23 protein-coding genes and 1 pseudogene are annotated in these 20699 nt (G+C 60.9%); 12 read left to right on the top strand and 12 right to left on the bottom strand.

The annotated features are described in order from the left end of the window. Positions 1-27: 27 nt before the first annotated feature. Positions 28-780, bottom strand: a complete 753-nt coding sequence (locus IF204_RS01895) for an alpha/beta hydrolase (RefSeq protein ID WP_194094217.1) — start codon at positions 778-780, stop codon at positions 28-30. After that, positions 777-2054 (bottom strand): MFS transporter, encoded by a 1278-nt coding sequence (locus IF204_RS01890; RefSeq protein WP_228069024.1) that lies wholly within the window; start codon positions 2052-2054, stop codon positions 777-779. The genes IF204_RS01895 and IF204_RS01890 overlap by 4 nt, the downstream gene beginning before the upstream one ends. Positions 2055-2209: 155 nt before the next feature. Here IF204_RS01890 and thrS point away from each other — a divergent pair, with 155 nt between their 5' ends. Next, on the top strand, positions 2210-4156 hold the full coding sequence (gene thrS, locus IF204_RS01885; RefSeq protein WP_194094215.1) for a threonine--tRNA ligase: 1947 nt from the start codon (positions 2210-2212) through the stop codon (positions 4154-4156). Between the two features lie 50 nt (positions 4157-4206). Here thrS and IF204_RS01880 read toward each other — a convergent pair whose 3' ends face one another. Then, positions 4207-4533, bottom strand: coding sequence for an arsenate reductase family protein (locus IF204_RS01880; RefSeq protein ID WP_194094213.1), 327 nt, complete (start codon positions 4531-4533; stop codon positions 4207-4209). A gap of 178 nt (positions 4534-4711) precedes the next feature. On the opposite strand from IF204_RS01880, the gene IF204_RS01875 reads away from it, so the two are divergent. Then, positions 4712-4921, top strand: coding sequence for a cold-shock protein (locus tag IF204_RS01875; RefSeq protein ID WP_167637672.1), 210 nt, complete (start codon positions 4712-4714; stop codon positions 4919-4921). Between the two features lie 95 nt (positions 4922-5016). Here IF204_RS01875 and thyX read toward each other — a convergent pair whose 3' ends face one another. Beyond that, positions 5017-5925, bottom strand: coding sequence for an FAD-dependent thymidylate synthase (thyX, locus tag IF204_RS01870; protein ID WP_194094212.1), 909 nt, complete (start codon positions 5923-5925; stop codon positions 5017-5019). Between the two features lie 278 nt (positions 5926-6203). On the opposite strand from thyX, the gene IF204_RS01865 reads away from it, so the two are divergent. The 4 genes from IF204_RS01865 to IF204_RS01850 are packed head-to-tail and all read left to right on the top strand — an operon-like array spanning position 6204 to position 9663. After that, a complete protein-coding gene (locus tag IF204_RS01865) occupies positions 6204-7184 on the top strand; it encodes a hypothetical protein (RefSeq protein ID WP_194094210.1) in 981 nt (326 codons plus the stop codon). Next, positions 7171-8514 (top strand): tetratricopeptide repeat protein, encoded by a 1344-nt coding sequence (locus IF204_RS01860; protein WP_194094208.1) that lies wholly within the window; start codon positions 7171-7173, stop codon positions 8512-8514. The genes IF204_RS01865 and IF204_RS01860 overlap by 14 nt, the downstream gene beginning before the upstream one ends. 56 nt (positions 8515-8570) lie before the next feature. Continuing rightward, complete coding sequence (locus IF204_RS01855) at positions 8571-8999, top strand: VOC family protein (RefSeq protein ID WP_194094206.1); 429 nt, start codon at positions 8571-8573, stop codon at positions 8997-8999. Further along, a complete protein-coding gene (locus IF204_RS01850; RefSeq protein WP_194094204.1) occupies positions 8983-9663 on the top strand; it encodes a DUF1194 domain-containing protein in 681 nt (226 codons plus the stop codon). The genes IF204_RS01855 and IF204_RS01850 overlap by 17 nt, the downstream gene beginning before the upstream one ends. On the opposite strand, the gene IF204_RS01845 is transcribed toward IF204_RS01850, so the two are convergent. From IF204_RS01845 to IF204_RS01835, 3 genes are all read right to left on the bottom strand, one after another. Further along, entirely contained in the window at positions 9657-10178 is a 522-nt protein-coding gene (locus IF204_RS01845) for a MarR family winged helix-turn-helix transcriptional regulator (RefSeq protein ID WP_194094202.1), read from the bottom strand. The genes IF204_RS01850 and IF204_RS01845 overlap by 7 nt on opposite strands. Positions 10179-10268: 90 nt before the next feature. After that, entirely contained in the window at positions 10269-10544 is a 276-nt protein-coding gene (locus IF204_RS01840) for a succinate dehydrogenase assembly factor 2 (RefSeq protein WP_167637665.1), read from the bottom strand. After that, on the bottom strand, positions 10541-10948 hold the full coding sequence (locus tag IF204_RS01835; RefSeq protein ID WP_194094200.1) for a helix-turn-helix domain-containing protein: 408 nt from the start codon (positions 10946-10948) through the stop codon (positions 10541-10543). Before IF204_RS01835 ends, IF204_RS01840 begins: the two co-directional genes overlap by 4 nt. Positions 10949-11027: 79 nt before the next feature. Between IF204_RS01835 and IF204_RS01830 the strand changes: the two genes are divergently transcribed. Both IF204_RS01830 and IF204_RS01825 read left to right on the top strand, forming a co-directional pair. Continuing rightward, positions 11028-12230, top strand: coding sequence for a pyridoxal phosphate-dependent aminotransferase (locus IF204_RS01830; RefSeq protein WP_194094198.1), 1203 nt, complete (start codon positions 11028-11030; stop codon positions 12228-12230). Positions 12231-12319: 89 nt separating this feature from the next. Then, entirely contained in the window at positions 12320-12709 is a 390-nt protein-coding gene (locus IF204_RS01825) for a hypothetical protein (RefSeq protein ID WP_194094196.1), read from the top strand. Here the strand turns inward: IF204_RS01825 and IF204_RS01820 are convergent. Further along, positions 12706-14082, bottom strand: a complete 1377-nt coding sequence (locus tag IF204_RS01820; protein ID WP_194094194.1) for an MATE family efflux transporter — start codon at positions 14080-14082, stop codon at positions 12706-12708. The two genes, IF204_RS01825 and IF204_RS01820, sit on opposite strands and share 4 nt — an antisense overlap. Before the next feature lie 87 nt (positions 14083-14169). Between IF204_RS01820 and IF204_RS20030 the strand changes: the two are divergent. Both IF204_RS20030 and IF204_RS01805 read left to right on the top strand, forming a co-directional pair. Continuing rightward, positions 14170-14808: pseudogene (locus IF204_RS20030) on the top strand (DUF2461 domain-containing protein). Then, on the top strand, positions 14805-15698 hold the full coding sequence (locus IF204_RS01805) for a LysR family transcriptional regulator (protein WP_194094189.1): 894 nt from the start codon (positions 14805-14807) through the stop codon (positions 15696-15698). The pseudogene IF204_RS20030 and the gene IF204_RS01805 overlap by 4 nt, the downstream one beginning before the upstream one ends. 56 nt (positions 15699-15754) lie before the next feature. Here the strand turns inward: IF204_RS01805 and IF204_RS01800 are convergent, their stop codons facing one another. Continuing rightward, complete coding sequence (locus IF204_RS01800; RefSeq protein ID WP_194094187.1) at positions 15755-16630, bottom strand: NAD-dependent epimerase/dehydratase family protein; 876 nt, start codon at positions 16628-16630, stop codon at positions 15755-15757. Positions 16631-16686: 56 nt separating this feature from the next. Further along, positions 16687-17175 carry a DUF2867 domain-containing protein gene (locus tag IF204_RS01795; protein ID WP_228069018.1) on the bottom strand — a complete coding sequence of 163 codons (489 nt, stop codon included), beginning with the start codon at positions 17173-17175 and terminating at the stop codon, positions 16687-16689. A gap of 142 nt (positions 17176-17317) precedes the next feature. Between IF204_RS01795 and parE the strand changes: the two genes are divergently transcribed. After that, on the top strand, positions 17318-19276 hold the full coding sequence (parE, locus tag IF204_RS01790; protein WP_194094185.1) for a DNA topoisomerase IV subunit B: 1959 nt from the start codon (positions 17318-17320) through the stop codon (positions 19274-19276). A 109-nt stretch (positions 19277-19385) separates the two neighbouring features. Further along, on the top strand, positions 19386-19934 hold the full coding sequence (locus tag IF204_RS01785) for a hypothetical protein (RefSeq protein WP_194094183.1): 549 nt from the start codon (positions 19386-19388) through the stop codon (positions 19932-19934). Positions 19935-19937: 3 nt separating this feature from the next. Here IF204_RS01785 and IF204_RS01780 read toward each other — a convergent pair whose 3' ends face one another. Together IF204_RS01780 and IF204_RS01775 are read right to left on the bottom strand one after the other, a co-directional pair. Next, positions 19938-20231, bottom strand: coding sequence for a hypothetical protein (locus tag IF204_RS01780; RefSeq protein WP_194094181.1), 294 nt, complete (start codon positions 20229-20231; stop codon positions 19938-19940). An 84-nt stretch (positions 20232-20315) separates the two neighbouring features. Then, a complete protein-coding gene (locus IF204_RS01775) occupies positions 20316-20687 on the bottom strand; it encodes a c-type cytochrome (protein ID WP_194094179.1) in 372 nt (123 codons plus the stop codon). Between the last annotated feature and the right edge of the window lie 12 nt (positions 20688-20699).

The following is a 20699-nucleotide window of genomic DNA, read 5'->3' as shown; positions in this document are numbered from 1 at the left end:
TGCGAGGGGCCGAGGAAAAGAGAAAGATCAGTCCCCTGCCCCGACCAGCGCCAGAATTTCCGCAACGGTGTCGTTGATCAGCTTGATGCAGGCATCGTCAGAAAAACGGTGGTCGGCACCTTTGACGACCGTCAGGCGGATGTCGTCGCCGCTGGCGTGGGCAAAGAGCTTTTCCGCGACCGACTGGAGCACAACATCATCCGCGCTGCCTTGCAGGATGCGGACGGGGAAGTCGAACGACAGCGGCGTGCGGAGCATCAGGCGGGTGCGGCCATCCTCGATCAGGCGTAGGGTGATGACGTAGGGTTCGACGTATTCGTTGGGGATCTCGATGCGGCCTTCGTTCATGATCGTGGCGCGCTGCTCTTCGGTGAAGCCGGCCCAGTAGCCATCCTCGGTGAAGTCGGGCGCGCCCGCGATGGTGACGAGGCCCGCGACTTTTTCAGGGCGTTCACGGGCAAGCAGCAGCGACTGCCAGCCGCCCATGGACGAGCCGACGAGGAGCACTTTGCCATCGACGAGGTCGATCGCGGCGGAGGCGTCTTCATTCCAGTCACCGATGCAGCCGTCTTCGAAATTGCCGGAACTGATGCCGTGGCCGGAGTAGTCGAAACGCAGGAAACCTTGGCCGCGCGCTTTGCACCATTCTTCGAGGGCGAGCGCCTTAGTGCCCTCCATGTCCGATTTCAGACCGCCGCAGAACACGACGTAGGGCGCTTTGCCTTCCGTTAGGTTGTAGGCGATCCGGCGGCCTTGCGCGGTTGTCAGATAGTCGGTCATTCTTGCACCTCGTCCAGTCCCAGAGCCAGAACGGCCCCCGCGACAGACATCACAAGAAAGACCCCGATGACAAGCCCCGCGCCGAAGTTGGCGAGCGCGGCAGCGGCGGCACCTGCGATCAGGAGGAACACGCCGACAAGGGTGTTGGAGACGGCGGTGAACTCGGCCCGCTGGTCGGGACCTGCCATATCGACAAGGTGGGTGGAACGCGCCTGACGCACGCCGTGGTAGGACACCATCAGGCCGAAGAGCACGAGCGGCATGGCCCAAACGGTGGAGGCAAGGCCCGCGTAGCCGACAAAGATCGCAAGGCCCAGCGCGATGGCGGCGGCAAGGCCCGCGTAGATCATCACGCGGCGGGACGATTTGTCGGACAGGCGGCCCCACACGTAGCTAGAGATGAAGGACGCGATGGCGGAGGCGAGGACGAGGCCGCCAAGCTCTGCTGTTTCCTGCTGGCCCGAGGAGGCGAGCATCACGAGGTACGGCGGGGCGAGCGCGGTGCCGACGAGCAGCGAACGGACAAGGATGAAACGGGCGAGCTGCGGGTTCTTTTTCAGCGTGGCCCACGGCTTCGGCATCGCGGTTTTCGCTTGGCCCTCGTCGTGGAATTCCTTGAGCGAGGCCATGGTGACAGCGGCAAGGAACCAGCCCAGCGCGGCAAGGGTGATGGCGCCGATTACGAGGTTGAAGCGGTCGATGAGGCCCGACAGCAAGAGGCCCGCAAACACGATCACGGCGACGGATGCGACAGAGGCCGCGCCGCCGGTAACGGTGCCACGGCGGCTTTTGCCGACGGTTTTGCCGAGGATGTCCTTGAAGCTGACCGAGCAGACCGAACGGCTGACAGCGAGGAGCGCGAGCAGTGCGACGATGGCGACACCTGCGGTCTGCGCGTCAAGGAACAGCGCCGACAGCACGATGCCAGCAGCGGCGATCCCCTGCCCTGCGGAGCCTGCGGCCCACGCCCATTTGCGGCGCGGCATTCCGTGGATAGCGCCTGCGGTGAAAATCTGCGGCAGAAGTGATCCGGCCTCGCGCACAGGGACCAGAAGGCCGACCAGAAACGCGCCCGCGCCGAGGTTGGTGAGGAGCCAGCTCAGCACCAGTTTGGGGTCGATCAGACCGTCGGCAACCTTGGAACAGGAGAGCGCGATGACGTGGTGGAAGAAGTTGCGCGGCTCGGCATCGCGGGCGTCCGATTTCAGACCGCCGTCCTTATCGGGGTCGTTCACTACCTTCTCGAAAAGCTCTTCGGCTGCCATGTCGCTCATATTCAATTCCGTCTCACATCCAGATCGCTTCATGGATTTAGGGCGGATTTCGGGTTTGTCTTGACACCCTGCGAACAGCGCATCAATTAGGCGCACACACATAACCCGCAACCGGGCGTTCCGTGGGCGCCAAAACGACGAGGAGCATGGCCAAGATGAGCCAGATTTCCCTGACATTCCCCGATGGTAACTCGCGCGAGTACGACGCAGGCGTCACCCCTGCGCAGGTGGCCGAGTCCATCGCACCCTCGCTGGCGAAGAAGGCCATTTCCGCGACCGTGAACGGCGAACACTGGGACCTCCAGTGGCCGATCGAGGCGGACGCCAAGATCGCGATCAATACCATGCAGGACGACGCGCCCGCGCTGGAACTGATCCGTCACGACCTCGCGCACATCATGGCGCGTGCCGTGCAAGAGATCTGGCCGGACGTCAAAGTCACCATCGGTCCGATCCGTGACAACGGCTGGTTCTACGACTTCGACCGCGAAGAAGCGTTCACGCCCGAAGACCTCGGTCAGATCGAAGCGAAGATGAAAGAGATCATCAACGCACGCGACGCTGTGAAGACCGAAGTCTGGAGCCGCGAAGACGCGATCAAGTTCTACGAGGATCGCGGCGAGAACTTCAAAGTCGAGCTGGTGAACCGCATCCCCGAAGGCGAAGACATCCGCATGTACTGGCACGGCGACTGGCAGGATCTCTGCCGTGGTCCGCACCTCCAGCACACCGGCCAAGTGCCTGCCGACGGGTTCAAGCTGACCCACGTCGCGGGTGCTTACTTCCTCGGTGACAGCTCGCGTCCGATGCTCCAGCGTATCTACGGCGTGGCGTTCAAGAACCGCAAAGACCTCAAGGCATGGGAAACCATGATGGAGGAAGCGGCGAAGCGCGACCACCGCAAGCTGGGCAAGGAAATGGACCTCTTCCACATGCAGGAAGAAGCGCCGGGTCAGGTGTTCTGGCACCCGAACGGCTGGACCATCTACACCAAGCTGCAGGACTACATGCGCCGCCAGCAGTACCGCGACGGCTATGTCGAGGTGAACACCCCGCAGGTCGTGAACCGCAAGCTGTGGGAAGCCTCGGGTCACTGGGAAAACTATCAGGAAAACATGTTCATCGTGGAAGTGGACGAAGACCACGCCCGCGAGAAGACCGTGAATGCCCTGAAGCCGATGAACTGCCCGTGCCACGTGCAGGTGTTCAACCACGGCCTTAAGTCCTACCGCGACCTGCCGCTGCGCATGGCCGAATTCGGATCGTGCAACCGCTACGAGCCGTCGGGCGCGCTGCACGGCATCATGCGCGTGCGCGGCTTTACGCAGGACGATGCGCACATCTTCTGCACCGACGACCAGATCGAAGCGGAAACGAAGAAGTTCATCGACTTCCTCGCAGGCATCTACGCCGACCTCGGCTTCCACAACTGGACCATCAAGCTGTCGACCCGCCCCGAAAAGCGCGTGGGTTCGGACGAAAGCTGGGACCGTGTCGAAGCGGCGCTGGGCGATGCGTGTAAGGCTGCGGGCTACGACTACGAGATTCAGGAAGGCGAAGGCGCTTTCTATGGTCCGAAGCTGGAGTTCGTGCTGACCGACGCCATCGGCCGTGACTGGCAGTGCGGCACCCTTCAGGTCGACCCGAACCTTCCCGAGCGTCTGGACGCAGTCTATATCGGTCAGGACGGCGCGAAGCACCGCCCCGTCATGCTGCACCGTGCGGTCCTCGGCTCGTTCGAGCGTTTCATCGGCATCCTGATCGAAGAACACGCAGGCAAGCTACCGTTCTGGCTCGCGCCGCGTCAGGTCGTTGTCGCGTCGATCGTTTCGGATGCGGACGGTTTCGTTGACGAGGTTGTCGAAGCGCTGAAAGCCGTCGGCGTACGCGCCGAGGCCGACAAGCGCAACGAGAAGATCAACTACAAGATCCGCGAACACTCGCTGGGCAAGGTGCCGTTCATCCTGGCCATTGGTGCCCGCGAAGTGGAAGAGCGCACCGTTTCGGTCCGCCGTCTGGGCGAGCAGAAGACCTCGACCATGTCGCTGGACGAGATCGTGGCAGAGCTGAAGGTGTCCACCACCCCGCCGGACCTGCGCTGATCGCGCTCGTAGGAATTGAAAAGGCCCGCCGTTCTGGCGGGCCTTTTTCGTTAGCCGAGTACTTCGGCCTTTGTCTTTGCGGTCCAGCCTTGGAACAGCAGACCGTCTTTGACGATGACGGGCCGCTTCATCACGGTGGGATTGTCGGCGATCAGTTCAGCCGGGTCGCGGGCTTTTTCCTCGTCCGAGAGGTTGCGCCACGTGGCCGACGCCTTGTTGACCGCTTTGTCACCGAAAGCGGAAACGATCTGTCCGATCTCCTCGGCGGACATGCCGTCCTTGCGGATGTCGGTGACGTCCACGGTTAGGCCCGCTTCGGTCATTTCGCGGACCGCTTTGCGACAAGTGTCGCATGTTGAAAGGGAAAATACCTTCATTGTGCCTCCGTTTTCGGCATGTGGAACGGAATTTCCGATACCTGCAAGGTTGTCATTTGAGTTTTCTAGAATCGTGTTAGTCTTTTTATTGCGTGACCCTTCGACGTGCCTGTGCTGGGGCATCTTGTGGTGTCGCGTTCTTCCGAATTTGGGAGAGACTAAACAAAGGAGTACTAGGATGCCGACTGGCACCGTGAAATGGTTCAATACGACTAAAGGCTACGGATTTATCGCACCCGATGGGGGCGGCAAAGATGTGTTTGTACATATTTCGGCAGTGGAACGTTCCGGCATGACCGGCCTTGCCGACAACCAGAAAATCGAGTTCGAACTGATCGAGGGTCGCGACGGTCGCCAGATGGCCGGCAACCTGACCAAGATGGACTGATTTTCGGTGACGCGGTGGCTTTCACGACCGCGTCCATCCTTCGTTAAACAGGGCGAACTGCCGATCTGAAAGGACCGGCAGCAGCGTCGCAAAAATCAGCCTTCCAGCACTTGCTGGAACTCACGCCATTCACCGACGGACATGCCGCTGGTTTCCTGCGTGACTTCTTCACCTTTCAGCATCGCACGAATGCAGCCTAGCGCCTTTTCCGACAGAGTGGCGCCGCCCATGCGGTAGTCTTCGAACGCGCCGTAGGCTGCGGGCACCCAATCGGCGACCACTTTGCACAGCTCTTCAGCATAGACCCGGATTTCGTACTGGGCGTGGCTGTCCGCGCGCAGGCGCAGGAAGTGCAGCAGGTTGTGCAGGTCCACTTTCCAGTACCACTGGGTATAGATGTTTGCGGGCAGGTTCATGCGGGCCAGTTCGCGGGCGAGGCCCTGCTGGCCGTCCTGGCTGATCATCTCTTCGTAGTGGTCGTAAGCGCGGGCGGCGTCGGCCTTGAGGTATTCGAGCACACGCTCTGCCTCTTCGCCTTGCAGCACTTCACCGCGGCCTTGGTTGTTCACCACCGACTGCGCGGCGAGCACTTCGGGCTGCGGGATGTAGAATTCACGGTCGAGGATCGAGTAGCGGCCCGAGTATTCGTTGACGTTCGCGGTGCGATGACGGATCCACTGGCGGGCGACGAAAACGGGCAGTTTGACGTGGAGTTTGATCTCGCACATCTCGAACGGGCTCGAGTGCCAGTGACGCATCAGATAGCGGATCAGGCCCTCGTCGTTTTTCACCGACTTGGTACCACGACCATAGGACACGCGGGCGGCCTGACAGATCGCGGCATCGTCTCCCATGTAGTCGACAACGCGGATGAAACCGTGATCGAGCACCGGCTTGATGGTGTAGAGGTGCTTTTCCATGCCCTCCGACACGGCGCGGAGCGTCTGACGGGTTTCGGCGCGCAGTTCGGCGACTTCGGCTTCCTGTTCGGGCGTAATGGGCATGATGACTCCTCTGGCTTCGCAGGCTTTTTAACCTTCAAAGGCGAAGGGCGACAACTGCCTTTGGCGCCATCGGGCCAATTAGCAGGACACCCCCTTTGAGTGGCTGCTTTGATACAATCAGACACCAACCATATCCGTTGCGGTTGACAGAACTGACGTTCCACGATGAATGTTTGAAAAAAGAGCAGCCAATCAAAAACACAGGTCCGGTCATGTCCCGCTTACTCACGACTTGCGCATTTCTTGCGCTCCTCTCTGCATGCGGGGGCGGCCAGCCCTTGTTCGACGTCGAAGAAGAGGTCGTTGAAGAGGTTGTAGAAGAAGAAGAAGAAGAAGAAGTTGTCGAGGAAGAGACAGGGGAAGAAGGCGGTCTGGAAACCGACGGCACATCCCTGCCCCCAGGCACCGAAGAACCAACCGCCGAATACCGCATCTTCCGCTATGAGCCGCAGAGCTCCGAAGACGACGGCAGCGGCGGTCATGCGCGTAATTTCAGCTACGACGCCGAAAACGACGAACTGACGATCCGCGGCCTCGCCTTTGACGGTGACGATGTTTACGAACGCAACACACGGATCGGCTCGATCGGCGGCTATGCCATCTATGAAGCCGACACCACGGTGAGCGACGATATCACCGGCGACGACGTCACGCAGATCAGCCGTTACCGCGCTGTGGTCGGCATGTCCCCGAACACCGCCAACGGACGCCCGCGGAGCTCATTCGCGATTGTGCGGACGGGCGGCTATGTGGGCTACGGCTTTGGCGGCTTTGTCTACCAGCGCGAAGGGTCCGTCGTCATCCCGACCGACGGGCAGGCCGTGTTCAACGGCAACTACGGCGGCATGCGCGTGTTCGACGGCACGACCGGCATCAACTACACCCGTGCGGACGCTCAGGTTTCGATCGACTTCGAAGGTTTCGGTGAAGGCCCGACGGTGGGTTTGACGATCACCAACCGCGAAGCATTTGATGAAAACGGCGACATCGTCACCGATATCGAAATGCCGAACTTCTACCGTGTGATCGCGAGCGATGTGACCATGGACGCCAACGGTGAGGTCACCGGCACAGTAATCAACGCCATCGACGGCGAGACCTACGAGGAAGGCACCTACTACGCCATCATGGCGGGTGATGCGACCGACCCGAACGACGGCGGCGAGATTGTCGGCGTGCTGGTCTTGGAGAACTCGGCCAACCTCGATATCGGCTGGCAGGAAACCGGCGGTTTCATCGTCTACCGTGACTTTGAATAACGCAATTATTGTCGCGGCGTTTCTGGCGCTCGCGGCACCTGTAGCAGCGGCGGAGCAGACGCTTTCGCCGCTGGAAGCCCGCGATCTGGCGGCGCGGGCGCTGGCGAACGGCTACCCGCAGGACACGGTGCTGCTAACCGAGGGCCTGCTTGTCCGCGACCCCGGTGATATCTCCGCCCATCTGCTGCGCGCCGAGGCGGCCTCGGCCATGGGTGAATTCGCGGTATCGCTGGACCATGCCTCGACCGCGTTCGGGCTTTCCGAGAATGACGAAGTGAAGTTTCAGGCCGCGCGCCTGATCGCCCTCGCCCATGCGCGGCTGGATCATCCGACACGGGCGCAGTTCTGGCTGCGGCGTGCGCGGGCGTTGGCGCCTGAAAACAAGGTCGAGCAGCTGGCCGAGGACTACCGTTTTGTCAGGCAGCGCAATCCGCTTTCGCTGAAGCTGGACCTTGCGATTTCGCCGTCGAGCAACGTCAACAACGGCTCTTCCGAGAGCACCATCGCCATCCCCGGAATGCCGTTTGACGCGCCACTCAGCGCAGACGCGCAGGCGCTATCTGGCACTGTCGCTTCGGCGCGGGTCAGCTTGGGCTACAGGCTGGAAGCTGACCGCACCAGCGCGACGACCGCCAAGCTGACCTTCGGAGGCACGGCGGTCGCCCTTTCGGACGAAGCGCAAAGCGCAGCACCCAGCAAATCCGGCAGTGATTATGCGCACCGCCAAGTGTCCGGCAGCCTGATCCACAACTGGCGCATGGGCGAGGTCGACTATGCGCTGGACGGCACGCTGGGCTATTCGACCTACGGCGGCGATCCGTTCACCAGTTTCCAGTCGGTATCGTTGACCCGCGGCTGGCGGATGGGCGAAAACGTGGTGTCCGCCAAGCTGGGCCGCGACTGGACGACCTACCTGTCCGACGACGTCGAGGCCGCGACGTGGAGCCTGCACACCGCGCTGCGTCACCCGACCGACATGGGCCGCTTGACCGTCTGGGCGGAGGTGAAGGACACGGTGTCCGCGTCAGCCTCGCGCAGCGTCGATGCGCAATCCGTCGGGTTGGCATTCGACCTGAGCGAGCCCGTCGCAGGAATGGATATAGCGTTCAGCTACCGCCACGACTGGCGGGCCTACGGGGCGAATTTCCTCGCGCCGGATGGCCGCGATGACAACCGAGACACACTGACGGTCTCGGCGGGGCTGCCTGCGTTGGACCTCTACGGTTTCCACCCCGTGCTGAACCTGCAAGCCAGCCGGAACAACAGCAACGTCGCGCTCCACGAGACCGAAGAGCTCAGCGTCGGGGTCGGGATCGAGTCCTCTTTCTGACTGGCAAAGGGTGGATCGCCTGCTAGGTTGCCACTCGCAAAGGAAAGGAATTTCAAATGACCCTTCGCTATCTGCACACCATGGTCCGCGTTAAGGATCTGGAAAAGACGATGGACTTTTTCAAACTGCTGGGCCTCAAGGAAACCCGCCGTATCGACAACGAAGGCGGCCGTTTCAGCCTTATTTTCATGGCGCCCGAAGGACAGGAAGAATGCCCTGTCGAACTGACCTATAACTGGGACGGTGATGACGGACTGCCCTCGGACAGCCGCCATTTCGGCCACCTCGCCTACAGCGTGGACAACATTTACGAGACCTGCCAGCTGCTGATGGACAACGGCGTCACCATCAACCGTCCGCCGCGCGACGGTCACATGGCGTTCGTGCGTTCGCCCGACAATATCTCGATCGAGCTGCTGCAAGCGGGCGACTCGCTGGCGCCGGCGGAGCCGTGGGCAAGCATGGAAAATGTCGGTCACTGGTAAGCTGACCTTGGTCGCCGCGCTGTTTGCGGCGTCCCCTGCCCTGTCCGAGTGCCGGCAAGCGCTGGCGCTCGGTCTTGACGTGTCGGGCTCCGTGGACCCGTCCGAATACCGCCTGCAACTGGACGGGCTGGCGGGCGCGCTGACCTCGCAGGAAGTCAGCGAGGCGATCCTGTCCGACACCTTCGCGCCGATCCGGCTGGCGGTGTATCAGTGGAGCGGCCCTGAAGCTGTAAGGCTGCTGGTGCCGTGGACCGAACTGAACTCTGCCGCTGCCATCGCGGATGTGGCCGCCACGCTGGAGGCGACGAACACCGCGCCGTCGGATGTGACCACGGCCATCGGCTCCGCTATCCTTACGGGTGAGGCGCTGATGGACCAGCAGCCGCAGTGCTGGCGTCACACGCTCGATCTTTCGGGCGACGGGCAGAACAACAACGGCCCCCGCCCTCAGGACATTCCCGAACGGTTCGATATGACCGTTAACGGGCTGGTCGTGCTAGGCGCGGATAACGATGACGAGCTTGTCAGTTACTGGAAAACGAACGTTATCCGCGGGCCGCAGCGGTTTGTGGAGACCGCCAGCAGTTTCGACGACTATGAGGCCGCGATGCAGCGCAAGCTGCTGCGCGAGGTCCGTAGCCTCGCGCTGGGCGCGCTTCAGTAGATGTAGCGGATCTGGTCGCCCCAGTAGCGTTCGATGCGGCGGAGCGAAGCGGTGATATGCTCCATCCCGTCGAGGCTGACGACACCGCGATCTTGTAGACCCTGAGAATGACGCTCGAAGAGCTTGGCGACGATCTCGTGGATACGGCGGCCCTTTTCGGTCAGGCTCACCCGCACCGCACGGCGGTCGACCACGCATTTGTTGTGGTGCATGTAGCCCAGCGTCACCAGTTTCTTGAGATTGTAGCTGACGTTGGAGCCTTGATAGTACCCGCGGGATTTCAGCTCTCCGGCGGTGACTTCGTTCGTGCCGACGTTGAAAAGCAGCAAGGCCTGGACGGGGTTTACCTCGATGATGCCGAGGCGTTCGAATTCGTCCTTGATCACATCGAGGAGCAGACGGTGCAGTCTTTCGACCAGCGTCAGCGCCTCGAGGTAGTTGTGCATGAAAACCGCATTCTGCGCGTTTGTAAGGGTATTATCCTTCTGGACCCCGAGTTCGGAATGGAGGCTCATCTTGGCCGTCTCCTCTTTCGGCTATCTGAGAACAGAATAAGAACCAGAAGAAGAACATATCGTAAACGAAATGCAGTTTTTCCGAAAAACTTAGGTACGCGGGGCGGTCAGTCCGTGAGCGCCCTGCGTGATACGCGAAATCAGGGCCGAATAGCGTTCGGGAGCCGGTTCCTGACCGTTCACCCACTTGAACATCTCCAGATCGCTTTCTTCGAGCATGACCTCGTAAAGGTCTAGCTCGGCGTCGGACATATTCACCAGTTCGCGGTCCGCATAGTCGGAGAGGATGAGGTCCATCTCCTTGATGCCGCGACGCATGGAACGCATTTTCAGGCGTTTGATCCTGATTTCACGGGTCTCTGTCATTCGGTGGCTTGAACCTCGATCATGGTGCGGCGCAGTTTCTTCTCGAGCTTTCCGAGCTGTTCCACATTCTGGCGCATCTGTGCCCGCATGGCACGGATTTCACCGAGGATGTCTGCCACTTGCGGCGCCACGTCAAGTTCGTCGTTATCCGACGGTTCCGAAATGCCTTCGCCTTCGCCGGTCAGCAGCCAGCCGATCGACACGCCGAGCATACCCGACAGCGTCTGCACGCGGTTGGCGCGCGGCTCGCGCAGGTCGTCTTCCCATTCGATCACGGTTTCGAGTTCCACACCGAGCTTCTCGGATAGTCCCTCTTGCGTCAGGCCGGCGGCCTCACGTGCTCCAGCGAGGCGATCCCCGAAGGTGGCCTGTTCATCGCTGAACCATTCAGTCGTCTTTTCCATCTGCGCTCCTTGCCGCTTGATCGGGTTACTGGGCCTCAATATAACCGCCCAGCCCGAGATGACCACCGGAGGGGCCAATATGTCTTTGCTTTCCAAGACGCTTGATCGCGTAAAACCGTCGCCGACCATCGCCATGACCACCAAGGCGCTAGAGCTCAAAGCAGCCGGGCGCGACGTGATCGGCCTGTCCGCAGGCGAGCCCGATTTCGACACGCCGCAGAACATCAAGGATGCTGCGATCGCCGCCATCAACGCGGGCCAGACGAAATACACCGCCGTGGACGGCACGCCCGCGCTGAAGCAGGCGATCTGCGCCAAGTTCCAGCGCGAGAACGGCCTGTCCTACGAGCCGTCGCAGGTGACTGTCGGCACGGGCGGCAAGCAGATCCTCTACAACGCGTTCATGGCGACCCTGAATCCCGGTGACGAGGTGATCATCCCTGCGCCTTACTGGGTGTCCTATCCGGATATGGTGCTGTTGGCTGGCGGCACCCCTGTCGTGGTCGAGGCAACGCTGGAGAACCGTTTCAAACTGACGCCAGAGCAACTTGAGGCCGCGATCACGCCGAAAACCAAGTGGTTCCTGTTCAACTCGCCGTCGAACCCGACGGGCGCGGGCTATACCCGCGACGAGGTGAAGGCGCTCACCGATGTGCTGATGCGCCATCCGCATGTCTGGGTGATGACCGACGATATGTACGAGCACCTCGTGTTCGACGACTTCGTTTTTGCCACCCCTGCCGAGGTCGAGCCGCAGCTTTATGACCGCACGCTCACCGTCAACGGCGTGTCCAAAGCCTACGCGATGACAGGCTGGCGGATCGGCTATGGCGCGGGTCCGGTGCAACTGATCAAGGCAATGGCAAAGGTGCAGTCGCAGTCTACGTCGAACCCCTGTTCGATCTCGCAGGCCGCAGCGGTCGAAGCGCTGAACGGGCCGCAGGACTTTATCGAAGGCAACAAGGCCGTGTTCCAGCGTCGCCGCGATCTGGTCGTGGGAATGCTGAACGCTGCGACAGGCGTCACCTGCCCCGTGCCCGAGGGTGCGTTCTACGTGTACCCCGACATCTCGGCCTGCATCGGCAAGACGTCGAAGGCCGGCACCCTGATCGACTCGGACGAAGCGTTCGCGACCGCTCTCTTGGAAGAGCACGGCGTGGCGGTAGTATTCGGCGCGGCCTTCGGCCTCTCTCCGAACTTCCGCGTTAGCTATGCCACGGCGGACGAGGTGCTCAAGGACGCCTGCACCCGCATTCAGGCATTCTGTGCAGAGTTGAACTGACCTCGCGCACTGCACGTATCGAAAGACTTTTTCTCCGCCCCTGCGACTGCTAAGTATGGGCGGAGAAACGGAAAGCCCTAGGGACGCGCATGACCGAACTGCCCGAATACTACTTCCGCGTTCGCGAAAACGGTGCCAGCGTTTTCCGTGTCGACACCCAGAACCGTCAGCGCCGGATCGAGATGGACCAAATCGCGGTGATCAACGTCAAGAATGGCGAGATCAAGCCGCAGGGCGACCGCGAGCTGAGCGAGGCGGACCTCAAAGCGATCAAGGACTGGATGGCCGCGCGGGTGGAAACGCTCGCCAAGCGGGACATCGACGATATCCACCGCGCCATCGACCACCTGAACCTGACGACCCAGTGGGCGCAGTCAAAGGCGACGCCGGAGCAACTGGAACAGTTCACCGACGAGCTTTTGCTCGCGATGCACGACCTGCGTACTGTGCTTGTCAGGAAGAAAGCGGACCGGCTTTAAACCGGCTCCGCCACCACGGTTTCACCGATCTTTACCGACTTGGTCCAGAAGCGGATCATGAGCGACACCGCTGCCGCGCCGAGGCCGACGGTCAGTCCGAGCCAGATGCCTGTCTGCTGCCAACCGAAGATGAAGCCCATGACGTAACTCGCGGGCAGACCGATGATCCAGTAGCTGACGGTCGCCAGCCACATGGGCACGTTGGTATCCTGCACACCGCGCAGCACGCCGATGGCCGTCACCTGCCCCGCGTCCACGAACTGGAACAGCGCGGCGAGGTAGACCAGCGCGACGCCGGACGCGATCACGGCATCCGCACGCGGGTCGGCGGGGTCGATGAAAATGCCCACCAGATGCGACGGCACGGTCAGGAACATGGTCACAACGCAGACGGCAAAAGCCAGCGCGATAGTGAGCGAGGCATAGGCGGTGCGGCGTAGTCCGACCTCGTCCTTGTGGGCATATTTGGCACCGCAGCGGATGGTGGCAGCCTGGCTCATGCCGATGTGGAACATGAAGGTCAGACCGGCCAGTTGCAGGGCGATGCCGTGGGCGGCCAGTTCGACCTCACCGATCCAGCCCATCATGACCGCAGCGGCAGAGAACAGACCGACCTCGGCCACGGAGGTCAGACCGATGGGGAAACCAAGGCGGGCGATCTCGAAGAACACCTCGCGGTCGGGTTTCCACAGGCGCTGGTAAAGGTGATAGGCCGGCAAGCGCCAGTTAGCGTAGACCGCCATGATCACCATCATCAGCGTCTGGACGGAGCACGAGGCAATCGCCGCGCCGCGGATACCCAGCTCGGGGAAGCCGTAGTTGCCGAAGATCAGCAGGTAATTGACCACGCCGTTGAGCGCGACGGCCGCGATCGTCGACCAGACCAGCACGGCGGTACGGTCGAGCGCGGACAGGAACGAGCGCAGCACGTTGGCGAGCATCGCGGGCAGTAGCGTGATCCACATGATGCGGAGATACATCTGGCCCTCAGCCGCGATCTGTTCCTCCTGCCCCATCAGCAGCAGGATATTGCCCGAGTAGAAGAAGAGCGGGAACGCCAGAGCGAAGAATACCAGTGCCCACCAGAAGGCCATGCGAGTGACGCGGCGCACGCGGATTTCGTCCTTCACAGCCGAAGCGGCTGCAACGATGGGCATCACGGCATAGCCGACGCCCGCGCCAAGCGTGAACAGGATAAAGAAATACGACCCCGAAATGGAGGCAGCCGCCAGCGAAGTGACGTTGTACCACCCCAGCATCAGGGAATCGATCATCACCATCAGGAACCCCATGACAGAGGTCCCGATAAGCGGCAGGCCCAGCCTGATCAGCGGCTTGAAATCATCTCGCCAAGAAGGAACAATTCGACTCATAAAGCAGCCTTACGCTGTACCAAAATTTTCGTCCAGACAGTCAAAAACAGACCGGACTGTGCGGGGATCGCGAAATCGGAGACCGACGTGGACGCTGGGTTCATCAATACCGCACAAACCTTTTTCCGCAACCTTGCGGCGAACAATGAAAAGCCGTGGTGGGAAGAAAATCGCACGACCTATGACAACGTCCTGAAACCGGGGGCGAAAAAACTGCTGGAGGATGTGCAACCGCGCCTTGCAGACCTGATGGACGAAGAGGTCACGACCAAGCTGTTCCGCCCCTATCGCGACACCCGTTTTTCCAAAGATAAGACGCCGTATAAGCCTTAAATGCACATGCTCTGGCAGGTGAATGTGGGGCGTGAGCCTGTGGCGTTCTTCTTCGGGATCGAGCCCGACTATATCCGCTGCGGCGGAGGGATGCTCGGGATGGGGAAAGAGGTGCTGGATGACTGGCGGAAGTTCTGCGACCTCGACGCGAAACGGATGATGGGCGCGGCGGAGCGGATTGAGGCCGAGGGATATGAGTTCCGCGAGCCGGAACTGGTGCGCATCCCGCGCGGCTATCCGAAGGAGCATGAGAATGCGCGGATGCTGCGGATGAAGTCGGTGATCGCCACGAAGAAGATCGAACCGACGGATGAAATCGCGGACCTGCTGATGGCGGAATTCGAAACCTTCAAGCCGATGACCGATGTTCTGCTGTCGGTGGCCTGCGCGTGATCGACAAGCTGGAAATGTTCATTGCGCTCGCCCGCGAGAGCCACTTTGGCCGCGCGGCGGAGAGCCTTGGTATTACGCAGCCGAGCCTTTCAGCAGGGATCAAGCAGTTGGAGACACAACTCGGCGTGCAGCTTGTCTGGCGGGGGTCGCGCTATGGCGGCCTGACGCCTGAGGGCGCGCGGGTGCTGGAGTGGGCAAGGTCCATCGTCGGCGATGTGCGCACGATGAAGGACGAGATGCGGGCGGTGCGCGAAGGGCTTTCGGGGAACGTGCGGCTGGCAGCGGTGCCGACAGCACTGACAATGGTGGCTGAACTGACCTCGGCCTTTGCGAAGGAACACCCCGGTGTGCGGTTCACGATCCTGTCGCGGACCTCGGCGGAGATCCTGACGATGCTGGAAAACCTCGAGATCGACGGGGGTGTGACCTACCTCGACAACGAACCGCTCGGCAAAGTCACGAGCGTGCCGATGTACCGCGAGCGCTATTCGGTGGTGTGCAACGCGAATTCGCCCATGGCGGAGCGCGCTTCCGTCGGCTGGCACGAACTGGCGGGCGCGCCGCTTTGCCTGCTGACGCAGGACATGCAGAACCGCCGGATCATCAACCAGAACCTCGCCGAAGCGGGCGTGGTGCCGCAGCCGACGATCGAGAGCAATTCAACAGTGGTGCTGGTCGCCCATGTGGAAACGGGCGACTGGATTACCATTCTGCCGCACAGACTGGCGGGGTTCCTAAGTGCGGGAAAGACGCTGGTACGGGTGCCGCTCGACGAGCCGCGCAAGGGGCACACGCTGGGCATGATTGCCGCCGCACGTGATCCGCAGACACCGGTGATGACGGCGATTTTGCAGATGGCGCGCAAGATCGGCGAGCGGGAAGCGGATTGAAGACGCGGGGGCTGTCTGCCCCCGCACCCCCGAAGGTATTTTCGCCAGAATGAAGATCAGCGCCAGCGCGACGGGGCCGAGAAGCCGAGCATACGCTTGGCTTTTTCATTGCTGTAGAAGGTGTCATGGCCTGTGATCTCGGCCTTTTGCGGGATGCCTTCGTAGAAGGTGGAGATCACCTCTTCGCTGGGCATGCCGACCGAGCTGTCGTCGTTCGAGACGTTGAAGACCTCATAGCCGAGGCCGTCGGTGTTCAGGCAGCATTCGACCATATGCGCCAGATCGCGGGCGTCGATATAGGCGAAGATGTTGCGGCGGCGGAGCGAGGCGTCCTCGACGTAGGCGGGGAAGTTTTCCGCGTATTCGTGCGGCTCGATCACGTTGTTGATCCGAAGGCCGTAGATATCGGCGCCGGTGCGCGCTTGGAAGCTGCGGGCGGTGGCCTCGTTCACCACCTTGGACATGGCGTAGCTGTCCTGCGGGACGGTGGGGTGGTCTTCGTCCACGGGGATGTAGTCGGGCTGTTTGTGGCCGTCCCAGAAGCAGACCGCGTAGGTGGTTTCGGAACTGGCGAAGATCACCTTTTTGATGCCGTACTTCGCGGCCGCATCAAGCACGTTGTAAGTGCTCTGGACATTGTCCTTGTAGGTCTCGTTATCCGGGACCAGCAGGATGCGGGGCACGGCGGCGAAGTGGACGATGGCGTCGTATTGCGGCACGCCCGTTCCGGGCTCCAGTTCGCTGAAATCGGCGAAGGCGTGGAGGGCGTTGAGCACCTGCCCTGCGTCCGTCAGATCGACCTTGAGGTTACGGACCTTAGGGTGGTCCAGCGGCACGAGGTCCGCGTTAGTCACCTCGTGGCCGAGTGAAATCAGATGGTCGACGGTGTATTTGCCAGCCTTGCCGCTGCCGCCGGTCATGAAAATGCGCATGGGGTCCTCCTGTGCCTTGACAGGGAGGTTAGCCAGCGCGGGGCCGAGTTCAAGGCTCAGGCGACCCTGCGCAAAAGCGAATTGACGATATGGCGGTGCGCGATGCCCACGGGAAGCATGTACAGTTTGCCAAAAAGGTTGTGTGTCAGGACGCTGGAGGTTACCGCCATGATACCGCCGCTGGTGGTGATGGCGGTCATGACGTCGAGGTGGCGGTCGCGCTGCACAAGGATCAGGCGCTCGTTGTCGATATCCTCCACCACGAAGAAGTCGAGCTTTTCGCCTTTGGTGGGGGCGTGGCGATACTGGCTGGAGAAACCGCCGATCTTTTGGACGCCGAAGAGCGCGCTGATCCTGTCGCGGACCCAGAACGCGGTCTTCATCCCGAAGAGCGGGCGCGACAGCACATCTTGCCAAGCCTCAAAGGCTGTCATCTCTCTGGGAAGGGGGACGCCGCGCACATCGAAGTAATTCAGATGCTCTTTCGTCGCCAGAATACGCGCACCCTCGGGAGGGCGTTCAAGAACCATAACACCACGAGACATCGTTACCACCAAACCAACTTATGCGAGCAGCGTCTCACAACGAAATGAGTCCCGCAAGCCAAGGTTGGGGATAACGCGACGCTTGTGGTTGCTGATCACGCCCGCTTCGGCCAAAATATAACAATACAAAGAGAGCAGTGACATGTCCGACGATCTTCTATCCGGCTCCGAGCCGTCCGATTACGATGCATCCTCCATCGAGGTGCTTGAAGGGCTGGAGCCAGTCCGCAAGCGTCCAGGGATGTACATCGGCGGCACCGACGAACGGGCGCTGCACCATATGGTGGCCGAGATCCTCGACAACTCCATGGACGAAGCGGTGGCTGGTCACGCCAACAGGATCGAAGTCGAGCTGAACGCCGACTATTCGGTCACGGTGCGCGATAACGGACGCGGGATGCCTGTGGACCCCCACCCCAAGTTTCCGGGCAAGTCGGCGCTGGAGGTCATTCTCACCGTTCTGCACGCAGGCGGTAAGTTCTCGAACAAGGCCTATTCGACCTCGGGCGGTCTGAACGGCGTGGGTTCTTCGGTTGTGAACGCGCTGTCGGACGTTCTGATCGTTCAGGTGGCCCGAAACAAGGAACTGCATGAACAGCGGTTCTGCCGCGGTAAGCCGCTCGGCCCCATTCAGGTGATCGGCGCGGCACCGAACCGTCGCGGCACGACCGTCACCTTCCACCCTGACGAGGAAATCTTCGGCTCGCTCAAGCTGAAACCGGCGCGCCTGTTCAAGATGGCCCGCTCGAAGGCCTATCTGTTCTCGGGCGTCGAAATCCGCTGGAAGTCCGCGATCGACGATGGCGAGACTCCGACCGAGGCCACTTTCCACTTCCCCAACGGCCTGTCCGATTACCTCAACGAGGTTCTCACGGGCATGTCGACCTATTCGGACCGGCCTTTCAGCGGCAAGGTCAGCTTTGAAGAGAAATTCGGCATCCCAGGATCGGTCGAATGGGCGATCAACTGGACACCGTCCCGCGACGGTTTCATCCAGTCCTACACCAACACCGTTCCGACCCCCGAAGGCGGCACGCACGAAGCGGGTTTCTGGACCGCCCTGCTGCGCGGCATCCGTGCTTACGGCGAGCTGATCAACAACAAGAAAGCTGCGCTGATTACCCGTGACGACATGCTCACGGGCGGCTGCGCGCTGCTGTCGATCTTTATCCGCGAGCCTTCGTTCGTGGGTCAGACCAAGGACCGCCTCTCTACCGAGGAAGCCACCAAATGGGTCGAGCAGTCCGTGCGCGACCACTTCGACAACTGGCTGGCAGCGGACACCAAATCGGCGGGCGCGATCCTCGACTTCCTTGTGCTGCGCGCCGAAGAGCGCCTGCGACGCAAACAGGAGAAGGAAACCGCACGCAAGACCGCGACCAAAAAACTCCGCCTCCCCGGCAAGCTGGTCGACTGTTCGGCCACGAGCCGCGAGGGCACCGAACTGTTCATCGTCGAGGGCGACTCGGCGGGCGGTTCGGCCAAGATGGCCCGCGACCGCAAGACCCAAGCGCTGCTGCCGCTCCGCGGTAAGATCCTGAACGTGCTGGGTGCGGCGTCGAACAAGCTTAGCTCGAACCAAGAAATCAGCGATCTGTCACAGGCGCTGGGCGTGAGCCTCGGCACCAAATTCAACGTCGATGACCTACGCTACGACAAGATCATCATCATGACCGATGCGGACGTCGACGGTGCGCACATTGCGGCGCTGCTGATGACGTTCTTCTTTACCCAGATGCGCCCGCTGATCGACCAAGGGCACCTCTACCTCGCCTGCCCGCCGCTCTACCGCCTGACCCAAGGGGCCAAGCGCCTCTATGTGTCCAATGATGCGGAAAAGGACGAATGGCTGGCCAAGGGACTTGGCGGCAAAGGCAAGATCGACGTGCAGCGCTTCAAGGGTCTGGGCGAAATGGACGCCAAGGACCTCAAAGACACCACGATGGACCCCGCCTCCCGCAAACTCATCCGCGTCACCATCGACGAGGACGAACCGGGCGAAACCGGAGACCTCGTCGACCGCCTCATGGGCAAAAAACCGGAGATGCGTTTCCAGTACATTCAGGAGAACGCCAAATTCGTTGAAGAGTTGGATGTGTGAGGTATTTGTTGCAACAACGGAAGTTGTCAAAAATTCAACCCAAGAATGAGTTGACTAAACCTGTTCACGAAAAGATGAAGTCCCGACTATTCAACTTAAGGGACATCACGTGAAAGCAACTTTCGCCGTTTTGGCAGCCGCCGTCGCACTTTCTGCCTGCACTACCATGGACATCGAGACCCCGCCGGTGCTCGTAACTCCGAACAACGCCCGCGATGCGATGGGCATTGACGTTTATGCACGCGCACGCGCGGCAGGAAACCCCGTTCCTCGCTTCCGTGGTCAAGACACCGTCGAAGTACGCGCATTCGGCAATGTCGATGGCAATGGAAGCCGAGAAGTGAGCAACGTTCAGTGTAACGTCGATTCCGGGCTCTACAAAGCCACCATTCTGACGCCTGCAAACGTCGGCGTACCGAACTACGGCCCGGATTCGCCTTCGATTTTTGTTCGTTGCGAAACCGGAGAGTTTAGCGGCTCGGCTACAGTCGACAGCTACAATATTACGGCATCCCAGCGTAGCAATTCCGCAGCTGGCACGGGCTTACTCGGTGCGATCATTATCGGTGCAGTTGCAGCAGCGCAAATTGACCCGAACAACGACGAGTTCGGTTATCCGAATATTCGTGTGACGTTGAAAGAACGTGCAGCGCAGTAAAGCTCAGCAGTTCAATCGGGCATGCTGAACGGCTGCATCGCCGCTCAGCGTGCCCTCCGCTATTCGGCAGTTTGTCGTTAGGTAAACGGCCTGCGCCGTTAGACCCGCCACTTGCTGAAGACTCCAAATGCCGCTGGCTCCAGTACGGACCACTTCGACGTCCTCTCCTTTTCGGTACACATGGAAAGTTGAACCATCGAGCGCTACCTCGACCGGCTCTATGCCGCTGTAAGGCAGGGTAGAACCGCTGCATGACGCGAGCGTCACAACAATCAAAATTAGAAAAGCGTTTTTCATCGTCAGCCCATATTTCGGTCTGACGTGAAACTAGCGAAATGACGTTGAGCGAAAGTTAATAGCAGGTAGCAGGGCGCAAAACGCTCACTCCTGAATACTCTCCAGATACCCTGACAGGGCCAGAAGTTCAGCCGGAATGGGCGTGGAGCCGACCATGACGATGGGGCCGAGGTCGTCGTCTCCGAATTCGGGCATCGGGCTGCCTTCCTTGCGGTGGAGGCCGTCGATCTGGCTCATGACGGCGTCGTGGTCGAAGGTGCCTCCGTTGCGGGCGGCGATATGGGTCAGGTCGGGGATGTTGCGGCCGAGTGCGATGGCCATATCGGCGTTGCCCTTCCCGTCGGTGCCGTGACAGCCCGAACAGTTGGCGGCAAAGAGTTCGCTGCCGTCGACCTCTTGGGTCATATTGCAAGCGGACAGGGCGATAAGCGCGGCGAAGGGGATGGTGCGGAACATGACTGCTGACCT

It is taken from the genome of Marivivens aquimaris, from assembly GCF_015220045.1.
Taxonomy (GTDB): Bacteria; Pseudomonadota; Alphaproteobacteria; order Rhodobacterales; family Rhodobacteraceae; genus Marivivens; species Marivivens aquimaris.
This window is presented reverse-complemented; position numbering and strand designations above follow the sequence as displayed.

What these genes read in the sequence shown, in the direction of transcription:
- IF204_RS01895 (WP_194094217.1), bottom strand. Translation starts at nt 780, where the DNA reads ATGACCGACTATCTGACAACCGCGCAAGGCCGCCGGATCGCCTACAAC.
- IF204_RS01890 (WP_228069024.1), bottom strand. Translation starts at nt 2,054, where the DNA reads ATGAGCGACATGGCAGCCGAAGAGCTTTTCGAGAAGGTAGTGAACGAC.
- thrS (WP_194094215.1), top strand. Translation starts at nt 2,210, where the DNA reads ATGAGCCAGATTTCCCTGACATTCCCCGATGGTAACTCGCGCGAGTAC.
- IF204_RS01880 (WP_194094213.1), bottom strand. Translation starts at nt 4,533, where the DNA reads ATGAAGGTATTTTCCCTTTCAACATGCGACACTTGTCGCAAAGCGGTC.
- IF204_RS01875 (WP_167637672.1), top strand. Translation starts at nt 4,712, where the DNA reads ATGCCGACTGGCACCGTGAAATGGTTCAATACGACTAAAGGCTACGGA.
- thyX (WP_194094212.1), bottom strand. Translation starts at nt 5,925, where the DNA reads ATGCCCATTACGCCCGAACAGGAAGCCGAAGTCGCCGAACTGCGCGCC.
- IF204_RS01855 (WP_194094206.1), top strand. Translation starts at nt 8,571, where the DNA reads ATGACCCTTCGCTATCTGCACACCATGGTCCGCGTTAAGGATCTGGAA.
- IF204_RS01850 (WP_194094204.1), top strand. Translation starts at nt 8,983, where the DNA reads ATGTCGGTCACTGGTAAGCTGACCTTGGTCGCCGCGCTGTTTGCGGCG.
- IF204_RS01845 (WP_194094202.1), bottom strand. Translation starts at nt 10,178, where the DNA reads ATGAGCCTCCATTCCGAACTCGGGGTCCAGAAGGATAATACCCTTACA.
- IF204_RS01840 (WP_167637665.1), bottom strand. Translation starts at nt 10,544, where the DNA reads ATGACAGAGACCCGTGAAATCAGGATCAAACGCCTGAAAATGCGTTCC.
- IF204_RS01835 (WP_194094200.1), bottom strand. Translation starts at nt 10,948, where the DNA reads ATGGAAAAGACGACTGAATGGTTCAGCGATGAACAGGCCACCTTCGGG.
- IF204_RS01830 (WP_194094198.1), top strand. Translation starts at nt 11,028, where the DNA reads ATGTCTTTGCTTTCCAAGACGCTTGATCGCGTAAAACCGTCGCCGACC.
- IF204_RS01825 (WP_194094196.1), top strand. Translation starts at nt 12,320, where the DNA reads ATGACCGAACTGCCCGAATACTACTTCCGCGTTCGCGAAAACGGTGCC.
- IF204_RS01820 (WP_194094194.1), bottom strand. Translation starts at nt 14,082, where the DNA reads ATGAGTCGAATTGTTCCTTCTTGGCGAGATGATTTCAAGCCGCTGATC.
- IF204_RS01800 (WP_194094187.1), bottom strand. Translation starts at nt 16,630, where the DNA reads ATGCGCATTTTCATGACCGGCGGCAGCGGCAAGGCTGGCAAATACACC.
- IF204_RS01795 (WP_228069018.1), bottom strand. Translation starts at nt 17,175, where the DNA reads ATGTCTCGTGGTGTTATGGTTCTTGAACGCCCTCCCGAGGGTGCGCGT.
- parE (WP_194094185.1), top strand. Translation starts at nt 17,318, where the DNA reads ATGTCCGACGATCTTCTATCCGGCTCCGAGCCGTCCGATTACGATGCA.
- IF204_RS01780 (WP_194094181.1), bottom strand. Translation starts at nt 20,231, where the DNA reads ATGAAAAACGCTTTTCTAATTTTGATTGTTGTGACGCTCGCGTCATGC.
- IF204_RS01775 (WP_194094179.1), bottom strand. Translation starts at nt 20,687, where the DNA reads ATGTTCCGCACCATCCCCTTCGCCGCGCTTATCGCCCTGTCCGCTTGC.